This window comes from Polynucleobacter alcilacus (genome assembly GCF_018881545.1).
GTDB classification, from domain to species: domain Bacteria; phylum Pseudomonadota; class Gammaproteobacteria; order Burkholderiales; family Burkholderiaceae; genus Polynucleobacter; species Polynucleobacter alcilacus.
The window spans coordinates 1,675,784-1,692,775 of sequence record NZ_JACVQD010000001.1 but is presented as its reverse complement, the minus strand read 5'-3'; the positions used below and the strand labels follow the sequence as shown (position 1 = coordinate 1,692,775).

Here is a 16,992-nt window from a genome sequence, read left to right as displayed (position 1 = left end):
ATTTCTTAGTACTTGAGTGCAACTGCACCCCAAGCAAAGCCACCACCAACGCCTTCTAGTAGAAGATATTGACCACGCTGAATTTGACCAGAACGCACACCCGCATCTAAAGCCAAGGGAATCGATGCGGCTGAAGTATTACCGTGCTCATGCACTGTCACTATCACCTTATCCATAGACATCCCCATTTTCTTGGCAGTACCTTCCATGATGCGGATATTGGCTTGATGGGGCACTAACCAATCAATTTGTTCTGGCTTGAGATTGGCTTTTTCTAATGCTTCATAAGCTACTTGCTCCAAAACCTTCACGGCCAATTTAAATACGGCTGGCCCATCCATGGTCATAAAAGGAGAGCCGTGCACTTCACCGTTACCGGCACGACCGGGGACACAAAGAATATCGCGTTGGCTACCATCAGCGTGTAAAGCCGTTGACAGAATGCCAGCTTCCGAAGAGGCTTCTAAAATAACTGCGCCGGCACCATCGCCAAACAATACGCACGTACCACGATCTTCAAAATTGAGAATACGTGAAAAGGTTTCAGCGCCAATCACCAATACTTTTTTATAAGAGCCGCAACGAATAAAGGCATCGGCTGTTGCTAAAGCGTAAGTAAAGCCAGCGCATACCGCCTGAATATCAAATGCAGCACAGGCTGTATGTGCACCCAACTTATCCTGCACAACACAAGCGGTACTAGGAAAACCCCCTAAATGATCCGGCGTAGAGGTTGACAAAATAATCAGATCTAAATCTTTAGAAGTAATACCAGCACTATCCAAGGCAGCTTGTGCGGCTTTCACAGCCAAATCACTAGTGAGTTCATTTTCAGCGGCAAAATGGCGCGCAGAAATTCCGCTGCGCGTAGTAATCCACTCATCACTGGTCTCTAAGCCCGTTTTAGCAAGCCGTTCAACCAAGTCTTGGTTAGTGAGTCGCAATTCAGGAAGATAACTTCCAGTACCAGCTACTCTTGCAAAGATGCTCATTCTTTTGTCTCCGCCGCAAAGGCTGCAGCAATACGCTCTACCATACGGTTCTTAGCAGCTTCATACGCACGGTCTAAGGCAAAACCAAATGCAAAACGATCGGCAGAGCCATGGCTCTTAATGACGCAACCGCGCAAACCTAATAATACCGCCCCGTTGTAGCGGCGATGGTCAACACGCTTACGCACACGCAGCAATGGCACCATGGCACAAATTGCCATTAACTTGGTCATGAGTGAGCGATTAAATTCTTCACGAATCATCCCACTCATCATTTTTGCTAACCCTTCGCTAGCTTTTAGAACCACGTTGCCAACGAATCCGTCGCAAACCACGATGTCCGTGGTTCCCTTAAAAATATCATTACCTTCTACATTGCCGTAAAAGTTTAAATTGGTTTGACGCAGTAACTCGCTAGTTTGCTTTACTACTTCATTACCCTTGATGACTTCTTCACCAATATTGAGAAGGCCAATGGAAGGGTTCTGTGTACCATCAACCACCTGCACCATGACATTCGCCATCTGTGCAAACTGCACTAAATGCATTGGCTCACAGTCAGCGTTAGCACCCAGATCTAACATGGTCGTGCCGCGCCCTAATTCATTTGGGATGGCAGTGGCAATCGCTGGGCGATCAACACCCTCAAGGGTTTTTAAGACATAGCGTGAGATAGCCATCAGCGCGCCAGTGTTACCGGAGGAGATGACGGCGTCAGCCTTAGCTTCTTTGACCAGCTCAATTGCTACGCGCATTGAGGAATCTTTTTTGCGACGCAAAGCCACTTCGATGGGGTCATCCATCAACACTACTTCGCTTGCAGGAATAATTTGAATGCGCTCCATCAGCGCTTGGGCAGATTGACTCAAGGCCTGCTTGATTACATCCGGATCACCAACCAAAGCAATCTTGACATCGAGATGTTTTTCTAGAAAATCGCAGGCAGCAGGAACCGTAACCACGACTCCATGATCTCCGCCCATGGCATCAATAGCTAGAGTAACGCTCATAAACTCATTGATTGCTGCAAGTGATTTATCCAAGAAAAAAGCGGCTTTTTCTGGAGCCGCTTCTATCTATTTAGACTAAAAAAATTAATCGTTTTTAGTTTTAACAACTTTACGACCACGATAGTAGCCGTTTGGTGAAATGTGGTGGCGCAAATGAGCCTCACCAGTTGTGGCTTCAACAGCCGTAGCAGGTGCGGTCAAAAAGTCGTGCGCACGGTGCATGCCACGTTTGGAAGGTGATTTTTTATTTTGTTGGACGGCCATATTGAACTCCTAAGCAAGGCAATATTCTAGCATGGAAAAGCGTCTAAATGCTTGATTTTTCTGTGGGGCGCACTCAAAACAACAGGACAACTAAGATCTTGATTAAGGACTTTTCTTCATATTTTTCAATATGTTAAAGGGGTTTTCCTGTTTTGCTGACTCTTCTGCACCCTCCACATCCCCAAAAACAGTGGCATGAGGCGCACAGAAGCCCTCTAGGTGCTTTGGAATCAAGGGTAGGGACAATAAAACCTCATCCTCAATGGTTTCTAGAAGACTGAAATGCTGGCTTGCCACCAAAGGCTCCTGCTCTTCATCCTCAATCGGGTAGTCATCAGCCTCGGCCTCTGTCGCAACCAGCACAAAACGGCGTTTTTCATCTAACTCCACAGTACAGTCTTGCAGGCAACGCTGGCAAATCAAATGGAGACGCCCTTTTAGGCCCAATTCCAGAATTTGACGGGGTTCGCCACCAGGGGCATCCTCAAAATGAGTCTCTACGAGCCATGAAAATCCATCGCCCGCCTTGACTGTGGAAGCCTGACCAGCAAGCCTTGGCAAGTCTGAAATCCCTAAAAATCCAGTCCCTTTATAGGAATGGGGGGCACAAAAGTCGACCTTTTTTAAAGCACTAGGCTCGGTCGATAGCTGGACTTGAGGTAAAACTTGATTACGATTCATAACATCAGTCTAAATCAAGGCCTCTTCGAAAGTCAGTAGCAATGAGTAACTTCAGCAATTCATCCCAAAACCCACCCCTAATTCTGGCGTCCACCTCAGTGTATCGCCGCGAACTTCTTGAGCGCCTGCGTATTCCGTTTGATGTTGTTGCACCCAAAGTAGATGAAACACCCCTCACTGGTGAAAGCACTCTCGACTTGGCATTTCGCCTTGCGCAAGCAAAGGCGGCTGCAGTCGCAAAAGAACATCCCCATGCTTGGGTAATTGGCTCTGATCAAGTCGCCGATCTTTGTGGCGCGGCTCTTGGTAAACCCGGTAATTTTGAAAGGGCGCTGGCGCAACTACAACTGATGCGCGGTCAAACAGTGACCTTTCATACTGCGCTCTGTTTAATGAGGGGTGAATCACAAACGACCTTAAGCGTTCCAACTGAAGTACGCTTTCGCAAACTAGCGGATGATATTTTAGAAAGTTATTTACTGGCTGAAGAGCCCTATGATTGCGCGGGTAGCGCCAAGTCTGAAGGCTTAGGCATTAGTCTTCTGGAGTCTATCCAGAGTAATGATCCTACTGCCTTAATTGGCTTGCCGCTTATTGCTCTAAGCGGTTTATTGCGTGACGCGGGTTTTGTCATTCCCTCTAAAACATAGATTGCAATTGAACTCACCAATGACCACACTAGGCGCACTCTACTTAATCCCCAACACTTTAGGTGACGATGATCGCACTGCACAGTTGCCATGGGTACTTCCGAGTGAAACTATTGCACAAGCTGCCAAACTCAAGCATTGGATTGTTGAAGATGCTAAAACTGCTCGTGCTTTACTAAAAGCCATTGATGCGGTTTCTCCCCTGGCTTGCACTATTCAAGAAATGCAGATGAGTGAGTGGCGTGGCGCAGCCCGCAATGCAAAGTATGGTGATTTAGTAAAACCTGCTGATTTACTCAAGCCCCTGCTTGCTGGTAATGATATGGGTCTGATGTCGGAAGCGGGAGTTCCTGGCGTTGCCGATCCTGGGGCTGAATTAGTGCTCGCTGCACATAAACTGGGTGCGCAAGTAAAGCCTTTGGTAGGCCCTAGCTCCATCTTGCTGGGCCTCATGGCAAGCGGTTTGAATGGTCAAAGCTTTGTTTTCCAGGGCTACTTACCTCAAGAGACTCAAGAGCGCAGCGCCAAACTCAAACAACTTGAAGTGGAGTCGAGGAAAGCACAGCAAACGCAAATTTGGATTGAAACACCCTATCGCAATACTGCGATGTTGATGGCTTGCTTGAACGCTTTAGCACCGCAAACCTTATTGTGTTTAGGCGTTGATCTCAGTCTCCCATCCGAAATGATCACCACACTGTCTATTGCAGACTGGCGTAAGCGCTATCCCAGTGAAGCTGCCTGTGCCTCATTACAAAATAGGCCAACCGTATTTCTACTGTTGGCCTAGCAAGCATTATTTAGTAGATATTTTTACTTCAGGTCTGGCGTCTTCACTAAGGCCTTTCCAGCAGCAGCCCCAGCTTCGGCACCAAAGCGCTTAGCGACACGTTCCGCAAAATTTTCTTTCATGGTGTAGTCCAGAATATCGGGTGCTTTAAAGATATCGCGGGCCACCGATTCAACCGTGCCATAGCCATCAACTAAACCAATCTTGACTGCTTGCTCACCATTCCAAATGCGTCCAGAAAATAGATCAGCAGACTCTTTCAAGCGGGTGCCACGACCCTCCCTCACTACAGCAATAAATTGCTGATGAATTTCATCGATCATCGTTTTCACCATTTCAACTTGCTTTGGATCTTCCTTGCTAAACGGATCCATCATGCCTTTATTAGAGCCTGCGGTAATCATGCGACGAGTGACGCCTAATTTATCCATCAGGCCAGTAAAACCAAAGCCTTCCATAATCACCCCAATGGAGCCAACTAAACTGGCTTTATCTACCAAGATCTGATCGGCTGCTACTGCAACGTAGTAACCACCAGAGGCACAAATATCTTCTACCACTACATAAAAAGGCTTATTGGGATACAGCTTACGTAAGCGATGAATTTCATCATTAATCATTCCTGCTTGCACTGGTGAACCACCTGGGCTATTAATTCTTAAAACCACGCCAACGCTTTGTTCATTCTCAAAAGCAGAAGTCAGTGAAGAGTTGATGTCCAATGCATTCGCCATCGAACTCGATGAAATCTCGCCATCCAAGGTCACCATAGCAGTATGCTTTTCGGCGCCCATACCACGTCCTGGAAGATGAAAGTCAAATACTGAAAGCACTACGCCCACTATGACTATTAAAGTCAGCACACGAAATATGGCTTTCCAACGGCGCGCCTTACGAGTCTCTTTCAGATTCTCCAAAAGCAAGTGCTCAAGGGCTTGACGCTCCCAGTTCGAATTGGGGTTATTTTCCATCTTTTAATTCCTTCGTGTTGCTATAAATAGGGTTAGGCCTGTGCAGTTAAATTATCTTTCAGCCACTGTGACAATTGGGCCACATCATCCACATGGGCTAAAGACTGTGAAGTTTTTAAGGTATCCGGGGGATGAGCGCCATACGTCACTGCGATCGCATCCACGCCTGCATTAGCTGCCATATCTAAATCATGCGTGGTGTCCCCAATCATTAATATCCGTCGAGTAGGTACTTGGGTAGCATCAGAGAGTTCTAGCAACATACCAGGATGGGGTTTTGAGAACGACTCATCTGCAGTGCGTGTCTCATGAAAAAGATGACCGATTTGATGATGCTGCAAAGAACGGTCTAAACCGACCCTGGATTTTCCGGTAGCCACACCTAAAAGATATTTATCAGTTCGTAATTTTTCTAACAACTCCCGAATACCAACAAACAAATCGAGTTCATGGTCTTTAGCTAAGTAGTGATAACGAAAACGATCCGTCAATTTTGGAAAGTGGGCTGGATCAATCCAAGGCACCGCCCTGCGCAAAGAGTCATGAATACCCAAGCCAATCACTGAGCTGGCTAAAGCATCATCAGGCTCCTGAAAGCCCAAGTCACGACATGCCTGCTGTATGCAGTCGACGATTGTCGGTGTGGAATCCATGATGGTTCCATCCCAATCCCACACAATCAGGTCGTAGCGACGATCGGAGTTATTTCCTGGGGCCATTGCTTATGCTTCTAAAGGTTCGAAATTCTTCATCATGGCTGCAAACTCTGCAGGTAAGGGCGATTCAATCCGCATTTTTTCACCAGTACGAGGATGTGTAAAGCCCGCAAGATGAGCATGCAAATACAGTCTTTTGGATTTAATGCGTTTATCTTGGTCTTCAAAGCCATATTTATCGTCACCCAAAATGGCATGTCCCAATTTCTGCAAATGCACTCGAATCTGGTGAGTGCGCCCAGTTTTCAATTGAGCTTCAGCCAAGGTGATCGCCATATCCTCACGCTTCATTATCTTAGTCACCCGCAAAGCGGTATGGCTTGGTAAGCCTTCTGGATCAACGCGGACCCGACGCTCCCCGTTCGGCAATAGATATTTATGCAATGGAAATTTGAGTTGCATGACTTGGGTTCCTTGCTGGATTTCCCCATGTGCAAGTAAGTAATAGCGTTTATCCGTTTGACCTTCACGAATTTGACGATGGAGCTCCACTAGTGCGCTGCGCTTTTTGGCCAGCAATAAAACACCTGAAGTATCTCGATCCAAACGATGAACCAATTCTAAAAAATTTAATTCTGGGCGGGTAATACGTAAAGTCTCAATCACACCCAAGGCAATACCAGATCCACCGTGCACCGCTAAACCAGGAGGCTTATCTATGATTAAGAGTGCTTCATCCTCGAAAAGGATCGGCATCTTGTCTGAGTAGCCTCTTGCACGGGATTTAGTTTGTGCTGTGTTTACTGCTGCCATCTGAGATGGTTCAGCGATTCGGACGGGGGGAACTCGAACGACATCCCCCTCAATGAGCCGAGTGGTCGGTTCTGCCCTCTTCTTATTTACCCGCACTTCGCCAGACCGAATAATTCGATAGACGTGACTTTTAGGGACCCCTTTAGCCCAGCGCAGCAAGTAATTGTCCAGCCGCTGTCCCGCCTCTTCTGGGCCTATGGTCTGCAATTGGACTGCAGCAGGGACTGATTTGGGTGTGCTTACTAGATCGGATTTCATGGTTTATCTCTCTTGCCGCCTCGACAGGGGGCGACAAGGGACTCAACAATACCCCATTGTCATTCAACTTGTGCCGTATAATCAACGCTCTAGCCAATTTATTGGCCCGAGACTAAGCTGATTCAGGTTGGAATCGTGGGGCTTGGAGTCGCCCTTTAAAAGACTCCCGGGGTTGCCCCTCCCCCGTTGTAATGAGGCGCAGGGTTGGTGTGCCGTATGCCGCGACCCGCGATTAGAAGACAGTTTTCAGGCGCGCGCCTGCATTGATGACCTAAAGGAGGTCTCTGCGGCGATCGTCAAGTGTGGCACCGATTTAACCAAGAGTTAAGGAGGTGGACTAGGTAAAAGATGCCTAGATTTGCAGGATCCACACTATTCAGCCGCCTTAAGGTTTCGCCTTAAGCGGCATCGAACTTGTCCCCTAACGCAGCGCGCAACGACGCCCTCCCCCATAGGAGAGTGTTATGAAACGCATGTTATTTAATGCAACTCAACAAGAAGAGTTGCGAGTTGCCATCGTTGATGGTCAAAAACTCATTGATATTGATATCGAAGCTGCCGGTCGTGAACAACGTAAAGGCAATATTTACAAAGGTGTTATTACCCGCATTGAACCCTCTCTAGAGGCTTGCTTTGTCAATTACGGTGAAGAACGCCATGGCTTTTTGCCATTTAAGGAAGTAGCCCGCACTTATTTCAAAGAGGGCATAGACGTCCGCAGCGCTTCCATTAAGGATGCTCTGCGCGAAGGTCAAGAGATCATTGTTCAGGTAGAAAAAGAAGAGCGTGGCCAAAAGGGCGCCGCTTTAACCTCATTCGTTTCCCTGGCAGGCCGTTATTTAGTATTAATGCCTAATAACCCCCGTGGGGGTGGCGTATCCCGCCGCATTGAAGGTGAAGACCGTCAAGAACTCCGTGAAGCAATGGGGCAATTAGAAGTGCCTGATGGCATGAGCATCATTGCCCGTACTGCAGGGATCGGTCGCGATGCCACTGAATTGCAATGGGACTTAAGTTATCTCATGCAATTGTGGAAAGCGATTGATGAGGCTGCTAAAGGTAATTCAGCGCCGCTGTTAATTTATCTCGAATCGAGCTTAGTGATACGTGCAATCCGCGATTACTTCCAACCAGATATCGGTGAGATTCTCATTGATACAGATGACATCTATGAACAAGCTGCTGCATTTATGTCAGTAGTGATGCCGGATAATTTGCCAAGAGTGAAGCGTTATCACGACGATGTACCTTTGTTCTCACGCTTTCAAATCGAACACCAAATTGAAACTGCGTACTCACGTACCGTGCCATTGCCATCTGGTGGCGCAATTGTGATCGACCACACTGAAGCTTTGGTTTCGGTAGACGTCAACTCTGCACGCGCGACCCGTGGTTCTGATATTGAAGAAACCGCAACGCGTACCAACTTAGAAGCCGCCGATGAAATCGCCCGTCAAGCACGTTTACGTGACTTGGGCGGTCTGATCGTGATTGACTTCATTGATATGGAATCAAGCAAAGCACAAAAGGATGTTGAGAATCGCTTGCGCGACGCTCTGCGTCATGACCGTGCCCGCGTTCAAATGGGCAAGATTTCCAAGTTTGGTTTGATGGAAATGTCACGCCAACGTTTGCGCCCAGCGCTATCGGAAGGTAGTCATGTCACTTGCCCTCGTTGTAACGGCACGGGCCATATTCGTGATACTGAGTCTTCAGCATTGCAAGTTCTACGCATCATCCAAGAAGAGGCGATGAAAGAAAACACTGCAGCGATTCATACTCAGGTACCAGTCGAAGTGGCTGCATTCCTCTTGAATGAAAAACGTGCTGAGGTGATTAAGATTGAGACCCGCTTCAAAGTCAATGTCTTGATGGTTCCTAATAAGCATTTAGAAACACCCCATTACAAGTTAGAGCGTTTACGTCATGATGATCCGCGTTTGGATGATCAAAAAGCGAGCTATGTCATGGCAGAAGAAGCTGCTCGAGAACTCGAGACCGACACTACAGTGAGTCGTAAAGATGCTGAGGTGAAAGTTCGTCCGGAAGCGGCAGTTAAAGGCATCACCCCAACGCAACCAGCACCGGTTAGTCAGCCACGTCCAGCACGGACTGAAAAAGTAGTTAGCGAAAGCAGCTCTGGTGGCCTCTTTGGTTTTATCAAGAAACTATTCTCTTCATCTCCTGCAGTTGAAGAAAAGCCTGCCCTAAGCAATGCCCGTGGCCGTAATCAAGGCCGCAATGGTAGCAATAGTGGCAATCGTAATCGTGGCCGTCGTGGTGAGCGTAATGACCGCAATGGTGAACGTACTGAACGTCCAGTAGCTAGCGCTACTGAAGCAACAGCAAGCGAAGGGAATAACCCCCGTAACGCTAACCGTAATAACCGCAACCGCAATCAAAATGGTCCAAAGCCTGAGCGTCAAGCAAATCCAGCTGCAGTAACACCCGCAACTGAAGCTGCTCCAGATAGCGATGCTCCAAGCGCTGAAGGTGATGAGCGTCGTGGTCGTGGTCGCAACCGTCGCGGTCGTAGTCGTGGCCAACGTGGCGAACGCACTGAAACAAATGGTGAAACCCTCAATGCAGCTCCTGTAGCAGCGAGTCCATTTACAGGCCCTCCTGTAGGAATGGCTGGCGCATCTGCTTCAATGCCGATTCAGAATATTGTGAACAGCTTTGGTAATGCAAAACCTGCTGTTGCAAAACAGGAACGTGCGCCGCGCGCTCCACGTCAGTCAAACCGTTCTGCACCAGCTGCGCAAACAAGCACACCAATCCCAGTAGCAGTTGTTGCTGCAGTGGAAGTGATTGTTAAACCAATGCCAGAACTTCCAAAAGTGGCCTTCCAGGCGCTTGAAGAAACTCCCTTGCATAGCGTTGTGCAATCCGCTGGCATGATCTGGGTGGCAACTGATGCTTCTAAGCATGCTGAGGCACAAGGCCAAATTCAGGCTGAACCAGCGAATTTGGGTAGAACACCGAAGCCTGCAGCAATATCGTCAGATGGTCCGATGGTTTTAGTTGAAACTGGCGGCCAAGAAAAAACGGTCTAACGCGTACTAAGCTTTTTCTCCAGACCGCCTTTTATCCCACAAGGATATTGGGCGGCTTGGCAGAAACCCCGTTTCACAGCCATAATCGAGGATATGCTTGAAAAAGTCATTCCCATTCGTATCGATGAAGGCAAAGGCCTGACGCCATCTATTAGCGCCCCTTTAATCGAACCCCATGGCCATACTCAAGATGCTCGTGGGCGTACTCTGCGCGATCTCAGAATTTCTGTAACCGATCGCTGTAACTTCCGCTGCACCTATTGCATGCCCAAGGAAGTGTTTGACCAAAATTATCCCTATCTTTCTCACAAAGAGTTACTCAGCTTTGAAGAAATTACCCGCCTGACATCCATCTTTTCCACGCTGGGCGTAGAGAAGATTCGACTGACGGGTGGTGAGCCTTTACTACGTAAGAATTTAGAAATCCTCATCGAGATGCTTTCCCGGGTTCGCACTCCTGAAGGCAAACCTCTTGACCTCACCTTAACTACGAATGGCAGCATCCTGCGTAAAAAAGCTGCCGCACTGAAAGCTGCTGGCTTACAGAGACTCACGGTGAGTCTCGATGGTTTAAATGACACCATCTTTAAGAAAATGAATGATGTTGATTTTCCAGTAGCCGATGTACTCGATGGCATTAAAGCAGCTCAAGAAGCAGGTTTTGAAAACATCAAAGTCAATATGGTGGTGAAAAAGGGGACAAACGATCAGGAGATCGTACCCATGGCCCAGCATTTCAAAGCTAGCGGTGTCATTCTGCGTTTTATTGAATTTATGGATGTAGGAAGTTCAAATGGCTGGAATATGGCAGAGGTGCTGCCCTCTCAAGAAGTCATTGCCAGAATTAATGAAGTCTTTCCTTTGGAGTCGGCGCAAGCGAACTACTCGGGTGAAGTAGCGCAACGCTGGCGCTATGCGGATGGCTCTGGTGAAATTGGAGTGATTTCTAGTGTGACCCAAACTTTCTGCCATGAATGCACGCGTGCCCGTATCTCAACCGATGGCCAAATGTATCTCTGTCTTTTTGCCAACGAAGGTTTCGATTTCAAAACCCTATTGCGCTCCGGAAAAAGTGATTTAGAAATTGCCAATGCAGTCATGAATACTTGGGCGCTACGCGATGATCATTACTCTGAAATTCGTGGCTCTCACACTGCAAAACCATCAACCGGTAATCGTAAGGTTGAGATGTCTTATATCGGTGGTTAATGATTCACGCTGATCAAATTACTGGACTGATTCTGGCCGGCGGTCGTGCACAGCGCATGGGTGGCATTGATAAAGGCCTAATTCCTTTTCATGGCAAGCCCTTAATTGAATTGGCTATTGCCAGACTCCAGAGTCAAGTGGACTCCATCATCATCAATGCAAACCGCAACATCACTAAATATGCTGCTTATGGCTATCCAGTAATAATGGATGAAACGCCTGACTTCTCAGGACCCTTAGCTGGCTTTTCAGTAGGTCTTCAGGTTTGCAAGACCCCTTACCTCCTGACCTCACCGTGCGATTCACCACTACTCCCAATTGACCTAGCTTCTCAGTTAGCAAGTGAAATGGAGTCAGGCGACTACCAACTGGTTTATGCCTCTAGTAAAGAGCCTGATGGCAAGGTCTGGGCCCAACCGGTTTTTTGCTTAATGCGTTCGAACTTACAAGAATCTTTAGAAGCCTTTCTCCAAAAAGGGGATCTGAAAATTGATCGTTGGTTTAAAGAGTTGCGGAGCAGTACAGTCGTATTTGATGATGCCCAAGCATTTGCAAACGTCAATACCCCTGAAGAATTGAAAACTTTAGAAGAGGCCTCGGTATGAAGCATTCTCCTAATAGTCTGATACCCCTCGCCTCCTCACTCCATGTTGATGAAGCACGCAAAGCAATTTCTGAATTGGTTCAAGAACTGATTCAAGAGTCCAACGCGATTGGTGACCCCAGCGATATTGAAATAGTTTCTTTGGATCAGGCTATCGATCGCATCCTAGCCGAGGATTTGCTCTCCCCAATCGACGTTCCTGCTGCGGATAACTCCGCGATGGATGGCTTTGCCTTTGATGGCTCCTGCCTTGATATCAACACTTCCGAAATCACCTTACGAATCGTCGGTACGGCTTTTGCAGGCAAAGCTTTTAATGGCAAGATTCAACCGGGTGAGTGCGTAAAGATTATGACTGGCGCTCTCATGCCTACTGGCTGTGACACCGTCATTCCTCAAGAGATGACTAGCGCAACAGAAGATCTGAAAATTGGATTTCAGCAAAATCAATTAAAGCGAGGCGAGAACCGTCGTCTTCGTGGTGAAGACTTACAGCAAGGGAAGCCGGCTATTGCGGCAGGTCGCTTATTGCGTCCCTCCGATTTAGGTTTAGCAGCGTCACTTGGCATTGCCTCACTTAAAGTAAAACGCAGGCTCAAGGTAGCCATTTTGTCTTCGGGTGATGAATTGCGTTCATTAGGCCAAGCATTGGATGTTGGCAGTATCTATGACAGTAATCGCTATAGCCTCACTGGTTTACTGAATCGCCTGAATCTAGAAATCATTGATTGCGGAATTGTGCGCGATGAACCCGCTTCCTTAAAAGAGGCCTTCTGTGCTGCAGCTATGAAAGCAGATGTGCTGATTTCTTCTGGGGGCGTTTCCGTTGGTGAGGCAGACTTTACCAAGCAAATCATGCAAGAGCTTGGTGATGTAGGCTTCTGGAAAATTGCCATGCGGCCAGGCCGCCCGATGGCCTTTGGGATCTTAAAGCCAGTAGCAGGAAACCATTCCGCTCGTAAAACCTTATTTTTTGGACTGCCCGGCAATCCCGTTGCCGTCATGGTGACTTTTTATCAATTTGTGCGTGCCGCTCTTTTGCAGCTAAATGGTGCCATCCAAACTGAGCCACCACTCATGCAAGCCATTAGTGAAGCGCCCATACGCAAGAAACCAGGTCGCACCGAGTTCCAGCGCGCCATCCTTGGGAGGAGTCCTGACGGCAAGCCCACGGTCAAGCTGACTGGAAGTCAAGGGGCGGGCATTTTGCGCTCCATGAGTGAAGCCAACTGCTTTGTCATTCTTGGCCACGAGCAAGGAAATATTGCCGCTGGAGACTGGGTAGATGTAGCGCTTTTTGATGGACTGCTTTAAGATTGCGTCATTATGAAACTTAGTAAAAAAGAATTGGTCTTCCTCGACCCGATGCACACAGCCAAAACCTTAGTTTTGGTTTATCTCTGCTTCTCAGTTCCGATCGTCTTGTTGGCACTCTTTGTGGCCTTCATTCGTGACGGTGCGATCCCTGGTTTTACGGTGCTATCCGCCTTGATTCTGAATGCCTTACTAGGCTTTGGTTTACTCTGGATTGCTTGCAAAGTGTATAACTGGGTAGCTGGAAAATTTGGTGGAATTGAATTGGCCTTGCGCGAGTTACCTGAAGAGATTGAAGCCGAGTAAAAACAAAACTTCAGTACACCTAAAGTAATAAAGCCGAGCATATACTCGGCTTTATTTTTTACATCCGCAATACTTTATTAACCGGTAAACAATTCCTGGTTAATTAAACTTGGTGGCTTCTTACCATCGAGAGCAGCACGAAGATTTTCTACTGCTAAATCTACCATCGCCCTGCGGGTTTTCTCAGTAGCACTTGCAATGTGCGGCGCCAGAACAACATTACTTAATTTGAGTAAGTCAGGATGTACGTTTGGCTCACCTTCAAATACGTCTAAGCCTGCTGCAAATAGCTTCCCTTCTTTAAGTGCTTTTGCTAAAGCCACATCATCGACGATTCCTCCCCGCGCAATGTTTATCAGGGTTGCAGTCGGTTTCATATGGGCAATTTCTTTTGCACCGATGGTGTGATGATTATTTGCTGTATAGGGTAATACCAAAACTACATGGTCAGCAGTACGCAGTAATTCTTCCTTAGAAACATGCGTAGCACCGCAAGCTTTTTCTTCAGTTTCAGAAAGACGGCTGCGGTTGTAGTAAATTACCTTCATCCCAAAACCCAAGGCCCGCTTTGCAATGCCTTGACCAATGCGCCCCATGCCAATAATGCCTATTGTGCTGTGATGCAAGTCCATACCTAAGGGATTATTCACAATCGACCACTTATCCCAATGACCTGCTCTCAACCAATGCTCAGATTCAGCAATGCGTCGTGCGGTTGCCATTAACAATGCAAAACCAAAATCTGCGGTGGTATCGGTTAATACATCTGGGGTATTGGTAGCCATCACGCCAGAGCTGGTCATTGCAGGCACATCAAAATTGTTGTAGCCCACAGAAATATTGGCGACTACCTTTAAATTCTTTGCCAGCGCTAAGGCATTTGCGTCAATACGCTCACTTCCTGCGACTAATGCCCCTACAACCATAGAGAGTTCTTTCTGCAACTCCGCAGGGGTAAAGATCTGGTCGGCCTGATTAGACCGAACCTCAAAGGATTCCTCTAATTTGGCCAATGCCTCTGGAAAGATCGCTCGGGCGACTAGAATTTTGGGTTTGGGCTGTGTATTCATAGGAGAAACTTTACCTCAAGTAAATTACCCTTTTTGCCTGAAAAATAGGCTATTTCAGCTAAAATTGATCTTTTATAACTTATCAACCCTCAATTTGAGGGCTCTTGAAATAAAACTACCATGACTTACGTTGTTACCGAATCCTGCATCCGCTGTAAATACACTGACTGTGTTGATGTCTGCCCTGTTGATTGCTTTCGCGAAGGGCCTAACTTTTTAGTCATTGATCCGGATGAGTGCATTGACTGCGCTGTCTGTGTTCCTGAGTGTCCTGTGAATGCGATTTATGCAGAAGATGATGTTCCTAGTGATCAACAAGCCTTCATCAAACTGAATGCTGATCTCTCTCCATCTTGGACTTCGATTACCAAGTCTAAGGCTGCTCTTCCAGATGCAGACGAATGGAAAGATGTCAAAGATAAACTTGATCAGCTCGTAAAGTAATTTCTCTATTCCCTTTTCGAGAATTCGTGTTGCACTCACCCACCCAAACCGACGCTGTCATTATTGGCGCTGGTCCTGTGGGCCTCTTTCAAGTCTTTGAACTTGGTCTACTAGAAATCAAAGCACACGTTATAGATTCACTTCCAGAGATTGGTGGTCAATGTATTGAACTGTATCCAGATAAACCGATCTACGACATTCCTGCAATCCCAGTTTGCACTGGTCGCGAGCTAACCAATAATTTACTCAAACAAATTGCACCTTTTGGCGCCCAGTTTCATCTAGGACAAGAGGTGACGAAGCTTGAGCCACAAGCTGACGGCCGCTTTTTGATCAGCACCTCACGAGACCAACATTTTTTAAGTAAAACCGTATTTATTGCTGCTGGTGTTGGGGCTTTCCAGCCCCGTACCCTGCGCCTTGATGGGATTGAGGCTTTTGACGACAAACAGATTTTTTATCACGTCAAGAATCCCGAGCAATTTATCAACAAAAAAATTGTGATTTGTGGAGGTGGTGACTCGGCACTAGATTGGGCCTTGTATTTTGCTGATAAGGTAACCAGTCTTACCCTAATTCATCGACGCGATGACTTTAAAGCCGCACCAAAATCGATTGCCAAGATGCGTGAGCTATGCGCTAACAATCAAATCCAATTATTGATTGGGCAAATTACGGGGTATGAGCTTGCGCAAGATCGAATTTCACAAATAGCGGTTACTGGTATCGACGGCAATACACAATCTATTCCGGTAGATGATCTGTTGATCTTTTTTGGTCTCTCTCCCAAATTAGGACCGATTGCTGATTGGGGCTTGGATATCGAGCGCAAGCAAGTTGTCGTCGATACCGAGAAATTTCAAACTAGCATCCCTGGGATTTATGCGGTGGGCGATATCAATATTTACCCTGGCAAGAAAAAACTGATTCTTTCTGGGTTCCATGAGGCAGCCTTAGCAGCCTTTGCGGCGGCTCAGTACCTGAACCCTGAAAAATCCATTCAACTCCAGTACACCACCACTTCGCCTAAGCTTCACAAAGTCCTTGGGGTAACACCTCCCATATTCGAGTAAGCTATCTCTCAATAACTCATTTTTGCCAATATTCTTATGCGCCAATATCACGATTTAATGAAAGAAGTCCTTGCTAAGGGCGTCCAAAAATCCGATCGGACTGGCACAGGTACCCTCTCTGTATTTGGCCACCAAATGCGATTTAACCTGGCTGATGGCTTCCCCATGGTCACGACCAAAAAGCTTCACCTAAAGTCCATCATTTATGAATTGCTCTGGTTTCTCAAAGGCAGTACGAACAATAACTGGCTTAAAGAACGTGGCGTATCCATCTGGAATGAATGGGCTGCCCCCGATGGTGAATTAGGCCCCATTTATGGATATCAATGGCGTTCTTGGCCAGCACCTAATGGACAGCATATTGATCAGATTACAGAGGTAGTAAATACCATCAAACAGAATCCGGATTCGCGTCGCATCATTGTTTCGGCATGGAATGTGGCGGATATACCTCGCATGGCCTTAGCACCCTGCCACGCGTTTTTCCAGTTCTATGTTGCCGATGGAAAATTGTCTTGCCAACTATATCAACGTAGTGCAGATATCTTCTTGGGCGTGCCTTTTAATATTGCAAGCTATGCCTTGCTTACCCATATGATGGCGCAGCAGTGTAATTTAGAAGTAGGTGACTTCATTTGGACTGGCGGCGATTGCCACCTGTATAGCAACCATTTAGAGCAAGTCGATCTGCAGTTATCTAGAGATTTTCTGCCATTGCCTAAACTCCATATTTTACGTAAGCCTGACTCTATTTTTGACTATGAGTTTGAGGATTTTGAAATCGTTGGTTACGAATCCCATCCACACATTAAAGCGCCAGTAGCTATTTAA

General features: G+C 47.0%; 18 protein-coding genes. 10 read left to right on the top strand and 8 right to left on the bottom strand.

Annotated elements, in window-relative coordinates; translation table 11 throughout:
- Positions 1–5: 5 nt before the first annotated feature.
- The 4 genes from ICN45_RS08765 to ICN45_RS08750 form a co-directional block, all read right to left on the bottom strand.
- Positions 6–992 (bottom strand): beta-ketoacyl-ACP synthase III, encoded by a 987-nt coding sequence (locus tag ICN45_RS08765; protein WP_216175287.1) that lies wholly within the window; start codon positions 990–992, stop codon positions 6–8.
- Entirely contained in the window at positions 989–2,002 is a 1,014-nt protein-coding gene (gene plsX, locus ICN45_RS08760) for a phosphate acyltransferase PlsX (protein WP_216175286.1), read from the bottom strand. Before plsX ends, ICN45_RS08765 begins: the two co-directional genes overlap by 4 nt.
- Before the next feature lie 84 nt (positions 2,003–2,086).
- Positions 2,087–2,266 carry a 50S ribosomal protein L32 gene (gene rpmF, locus ICN45_RS08755; protein ID WP_011902241.1) on the bottom strand — a complete coding sequence of 60 codons (180 nt, stop codon included), beginning with the start codon at positions 2,264–2,266 and terminating at the stop codon, positions 2,087–2,089.
- 102 nt (positions 2,267–2,368) lie between these two features.
- Positions 2,369–2,947, bottom strand: coding sequence for a YceD family protein (locus tag ICN45_RS08750; RefSeq protein ID WP_216175285.1), 579 nt, complete (start codon positions 2,945–2,947; stop codon positions 2,369–2,371).
- Between the two features lie 41 nt (positions 2,948–2,988).
- Here ICN45_RS08750 and ICN45_RS08745 point away from each other — a divergent pair, with 41 nt between their 5' ends.
- Both ICN45_RS08745 and ICN45_RS08740 read left to right on the top strand, forming a co-directional pair.
- The gene (locus ICN45_RS08745; protein WP_216175284.1) at positions 2,989–3,597 is read left to right on the top strand and encodes a Maf family nucleotide pyrophosphatase; all 609 of its coding nucleotides are present in this window, start codon (positions 2,989–2,991) and stop codon (positions 3,595–3,597) included.
- 19 nt (positions 3,598–3,616) lie between these two features.
- Complete coding sequence (locus ICN45_RS08740) at positions 3,617–4,387, top strand: SAM-dependent methyltransferase (protein ID WP_216175283.1); 771 nt, start codon at positions 3,617–3,619, stop codon at positions 4,385–4,387.
- A gap of 23 nt (positions 4,388–4,410) precedes the next feature.
- Here the strand turns inward: ICN45_RS08740 and sppA are convergent, their stop codons facing one another.
- Genes sppA through ICN45_RS08725 form a run of 3 tightly spaced genes read right to left on the bottom strand, consistent with a single transcriptional unit; the run spans position 4,411 to position 7,085 of the window.
- Positions 4,411–5,358 carry a signal peptide peptidase SppA gene (gene sppA / locus ICN45_RS08735; RefSeq protein ID WP_216175282.1) on the bottom strand — a complete coding sequence of 316 codons (948 nt, stop codon included), beginning with the start codon at positions 5,356–5,358 and terminating at the stop codon, positions 4,411–4,413.
- Positions 5,359–5,390: 32 nt separating this feature from the next.
- Positions 5,391–6,077: an HAD-IA family hydrolase gene (locus tag ICN45_RS08730; RefSeq protein WP_216175281.1), complete on the bottom strand. Its 687-nt coding sequence runs from the start codon at positions 6,075–6,077 to the stop codon at positions 5,391–5,393.
- Between the two features lie 3 nt (positions 6,078–6,080).
- Positions 6,081–7,085: an RluA family pseudouridine synthase gene (locus tag ICN45_RS08725; protein ID WP_216175280.1), complete on the bottom strand. Its 1,005-nt coding sequence runs from the start codon at positions 7,083–7,085 to the stop codon at positions 6,081–6,083.
- A gap of 464 nt (positions 7,086–7,549) precedes the next feature.
- On the opposite strand from ICN45_RS08725, the gene ICN45_RS08720 reads away from it, so the two are divergent.
- The 5 genes from ICN45_RS08720 to ICN45_RS08700 all read left to right on the top strand — a co-directional run bounded on the left by ICN45_RS08720 (position 7,550) and on the right by ICN45_RS08700 (position 13,574).
- Complete coding sequence (locus ICN45_RS08720) at positions 7,550–10,141, top strand: ribonuclease E/G (protein WP_216175279.1); 2,592 nt, start codon at positions 7,550–7,552, stop codon at positions 10,139–10,141.
- Between the two features lie 93 nt (positions 10,142–10,234).
- A complete protein-coding gene (moaA, locus tag ICN45_RS08715) occupies positions 10,235–11,350 on the top strand; it encodes a GTP 3',8-cyclase MoaA (protein WP_216175278.1) in 1,116 nt (371 codons plus the stop codon).
- The gene (mobA, locus tag ICN45_RS08710; RefSeq protein ID WP_216175277.1) at positions 11,350–11,955 is read left to right on the top strand and encodes a molybdenum cofactor guanylyltransferase MobA; all 606 of its coding nucleotides are present in this window, start codon (positions 11,350–11,352) and stop codon (positions 11,953–11,955) included. Before moaA ends, mobA begins: the two co-directional genes overlap by 1 nt.
- Positions 11,952–13,268: a molybdopterin molybdotransferase MoeA gene (moeA, locus tag ICN45_RS08705; protein WP_216175276.1), complete on the top strand. Its 1,317-nt coding sequence runs from the start codon at positions 11,952–11,954 to the stop codon at positions 13,266–13,268. Before mobA ends, moeA begins: the two co-directional genes overlap by 4 nt.
- 12 nt (positions 13,269–13,280) lie before the next feature.
- Positions 13,281–13,574 carry a hypothetical protein gene (locus ICN45_RS08700; protein ID WP_216175275.1) on the top strand — a complete coding sequence of 98 codons (294 nt, stop codon included), beginning with the start codon at positions 13,281–13,283 and terminating at the stop codon, positions 13,572–13,574.
- 77 nt (positions 13,575–13,651) lie between these two features.
- Here ICN45_RS08700 and ICN45_RS08695 read toward each other — a convergent pair whose 3' ends face one another.
- The gene (locus tag ICN45_RS08695) at positions 13,652–14,644 is read right to left on the bottom strand and encodes a 2-hydroxyacid dehydrogenase (protein ID WP_216175274.1); all 993 of its coding nucleotides are present in this window, start codon (positions 14,642–14,644) and stop codon (positions 13,652–13,654) included.
- A gap of 120 nt (positions 14,645–14,764) precedes the next feature.
- Between ICN45_RS08695 and fdxA the strand changes: the two genes are divergently transcribed.
- The 3 genes from fdxA to ICN45_RS08680 are packed head-to-tail and all read left to right on the top strand — an operon-like array spanning position 14,765 to position 16,992.
- A complete protein-coding gene (fdxA, locus tag ICN45_RS08690) occupies positions 14,765–15,088 on the top strand; it encodes a ferredoxin FdxA (RefSeq protein WP_216175273.1) in 324 nt (107 codons plus the stop codon).
- 26 nt (positions 15,089–15,114) lie between these two features.
- Complete coding sequence (locus tag ICN45_RS08685; RefSeq protein ID WP_216175272.1) at positions 15,115–16,161, top strand: NAD(P)/FAD-dependent oxidoreductase; 1,047 nt, start codon at positions 15,115–15,117, stop codon at positions 16,159–16,161.
- A 36-nt stretch (positions 16,162–16,197) separates the two neighbouring features.
- Positions 16,198–16,992 carry a thymidylate synthase gene (locus ICN45_RS08680; RefSeq protein ID WP_216175271.1) on the top strand — a complete coding sequence of 265 codons (795 nt, stop codon included), beginning with the start codon at positions 16,198–16,200 and terminating at the stop codon, positions 16,990–16,992.

Excerpts from the sequence above, each read along its gene's own strand:
- ICN45_RS08765 (WP_216175287.1), bottom strand. The coding sequence starts at position 992 with ATGAGCATCTTTGCAAGAGTAGCTGGTACTGGAAGTTATCTTCCTGAA.
- plsX (WP_216175286.1), bottom strand. The coding sequence starts at position 2,002 with ATGAGCGTTACTCTAGCTATTGATGCCATGGGCGGAGATCATGGAGTC.
- rpmF (WP_011902241.1), bottom strand. The coding sequence starts at position 2,266 with ATGGCCGTCCAACAAAATAAAAAATCACCTTCCAAACGTGGCATGCAC.
- ICN45_RS08750 (WP_216175285.1), bottom strand. The coding sequence starts at position 2,947 with ATGAATCGTAATCAAGTTTTACCTCAAGTCCAGCTATCGACCGAGCCT.
- ICN45_RS08745 (WP_216175284.1), top strand. The coding sequence starts at position 2,989 with ATGAGTAACTTCAGCAATTCATCCCAAAACCCACCCCTAATTCTGGCG.
- ICN45_RS08740 (WP_216175283.1), top strand. The coding sequence starts at position 3,617 with ATGACCACACTAGGCGCACTCTACTTAATCCCCAACACTTTAGGTGAC.
- sppA (WP_216175282.1), bottom strand. The coding sequence starts at position 5,358 with ATGGAAAATAACCCCAATTCGAACTGGGAGCGTCAAGCCCTTGAGCAC.
- ICN45_RS08730 (WP_216175281.1), bottom strand. The coding sequence starts at position 6,077 with ATGGCCCCAGGAAATAACTCCGATCGTCGCTACGACCTGATTGTGTGG.
- ICN45_RS08725 (WP_216175280.1), bottom strand. The coding sequence starts at position 7,085 with ATGAAATCCGATCTAGTAAGCACACCCAAATCAGTCCCTGCTGCAGTC.
- ICN45_RS08720 (WP_216175279.1), top strand. The coding sequence starts at position 7,550 with ATGAAACGCATGTTATTTAATGCAACTCAACAAGAAGAGTTGCGAGTT.
- moaA (WP_216175278.1), top strand. The coding sequence starts at position 10,235 with ATGCTTGAAAAAGTCATTCCCATTCGTATCGATGAAGGCAAAGGCCTG.
- mobA (WP_216175277.1), top strand. The coding sequence starts at position 11,350 with ATGATTCACGCTGATCAAATTACTGGACTGATTCTGGCCGGCGGTCGT.
- moeA (WP_216175276.1), top strand. The coding sequence starts at position 11,952 with ATGAAGCATTCTCCTAATAGTCTGATACCCCTCGCCTCCTCACTCCAT.
- ICN45_RS08700 (WP_216175275.1), top strand. The coding sequence starts at position 13,281 with ATGAAACTTAGTAAAAAAGAATTGGTCTTCCTCGACCCGATGCACACA.
- ICN45_RS08695 (WP_216175274.1), bottom strand. The coding sequence starts at position 14,644 with ATGAATACACAGCCCAAACCCAAAATTCTAGTCGCCCGAGCGATCTTT.
- fdxA (WP_216175273.1), top strand. The coding sequence starts at position 14,765 with ATGACTTACGTTGTTACCGAATCCTGCATCCGCTGTAAATACACTGAC.
- ICN45_RS08680 (WP_216175271.1), top strand. The coding sequence starts at position 16,198 with ATGCGCCAATATCACGATTTAATGAAAGAAGTCCTTGCTAAGGGCGTC.